Origin of the sequence: Vibrio sp. 1557, from assembly GCF_033340175.1 — a bacterium.
GTDB classification, from domain to species: domain Bacteria; phylum Pseudomonadota; class Gammaproteobacteria; order Enterobacterales; family Vibrionaceae; genus Vibrio; species Vibrio alginolyticus.
In genome coordinates, this window is the sequence record NZ_JAWOVZ010000153.1 from 1 (window position 1) to 1,309 (window position 1,309).

At 45.7% G+C, this 1,309-nt stretch carries 3 protein-coding genes; all 3 read left to right on the forward strand.

What is annotated here, in order from left to right; translation table 11 throughout:
- The coding region (locus R7070_RS25430; RefSeq protein WP_318141416.1) for a type II secretion system F family protein at positions 1 to 596 on the forward strand (596 nt) is incomplete at its 5' end.
- Between the two features lie 61 nt (positions 597 to 657).
- On the forward strand, positions 658 to 1,101 hold the full coding sequence (gspG, locus tag R7070_RS25435; RefSeq protein ID WP_005465191.1) for a type II secretion system major pseudopilin GspG: 444 nt from the start codon (positions 658 to 660) through the stop codon (positions 1,099 to 1,101).
- Between the two features lie 21 nt (positions 1,102 to 1,122).
- Positions 1,123 to 1,309 (forward strand): prepilin-type N-terminal cleavage/methylation domain-containing protein (locus R7070_RS25440; RefSeq protein ID WP_318141417.1); only part of this gene is annotated, 187 nt, incomplete at its 3' end.

Consider the following 1,309-nt stretch of genomic DNA (forward strand, 5'->3'; position numbering starts at 1 on the left):
AGTCGACGCAATTTTTGCTGGCGGCTAGTGAGTTCGTCCAAGAGTGGGGGCTGATTATCTTTGCTGTGCTAGTAGTTTGTTTTTATGGCTTAAAACTGGCATTGCAAAAACCAGATTTTCGCTTGTCTTGGGACAGAAAAATCATCAGCTTGCCGCTCGTTGGTAAGATTTCTAAAGGTCTCAATACCGCTCGTTTCGCTCGTACCTTGTCGATTTGTACTTCAAGTGCGATCCCAATTCTTGAAGGGATGCGAGTGGCGGTTGATGTGATGTCGAACCGTTACGTAAAGCAGCAAGTGTTGATTGCTGCAGACAACGTCCGTGAAGGGGCAAGCTTGCGTAAAGCTCTGGATCAAACCCGTCTATTCCCACCGATGATGCTGCATATGATCGCTAGTGGTGAGCAGAGTGGTGAGTTAGAAAGCATGCTGACGCGTGCGGCGGACAACCAAGACCAAAACTTTGAATCTACGGTCAATATTGCGTTGGGAGTGTTCACTCCTGCCTTGATCGCATTGATGGCTGGATTGGTGTTATTCATTGTCATGGCGACCTTGATGCCGATGCTAGAAATGAATAACTTGATGAGCGGATAATATTCGAATTAAGGCGTGTCTAAATTAAGACGTGGCTTGAATCTAACTTTCGGAGAAAAAAATGAAGTTTAAGCGTAGTAAGCAACACGGTTTCACACTGTTAGAAGTGATGGTAGTTGTTGTTATCTTGGGTATTTTGGCAAGTTTTGTTGTTCCAAACTTGCTAGGCAACAAAGAAAAGGCAGACCAACAAAAAGCGATCACTGACATTGTGGCGTTAGAGAACGCGTTGGATATGTACAAGCTAGACAACAGCGTGTACCCAACGACAGACCAAGGTCTAGACGCATTGGTTACTAAGCCTTCTAACCCAGAACCGCGCAACTACCGTGATGGTGGTTACATCAAGCGTCTTCCAAATGACCCTTGGGGTAATGCATACCAATACCTAAGCCCTGGTGACAACGGCACGATTGATATCTTCACTCTAGGTGCGGATGGTCAAGAGGGCGGTGAAGGTCCAGCAGCGGATATTGGCAACTGGAATATGCAAGACTTCCAATAAAATGAGCGCAAGCCAGCACTAATGAAACAAATGCGAAAACATAACGGTTTTACATTAATAGAAATCCTATTGGTGCTGGTTTTGCTATCCCTTACCGCGGTGGCGGTGATCACTACGTTGCCTACCAGTCAAAAAGACCTCTCTAAACAATACGCGCAAAGTTTCTTTCAGCGTTTGCAGTTGCTTAACGAAGAAGCCGTACTCAGCG

What these genes read in the sequence shown, in the direction of transcription:
- gspG (WP_005465191.1), top strand. Translation starts at nt 658, where the DNA reads ATGAAGTTTAAGCGTAGTAAGCAACACGGTTTCACACTGTTAGAAGTG.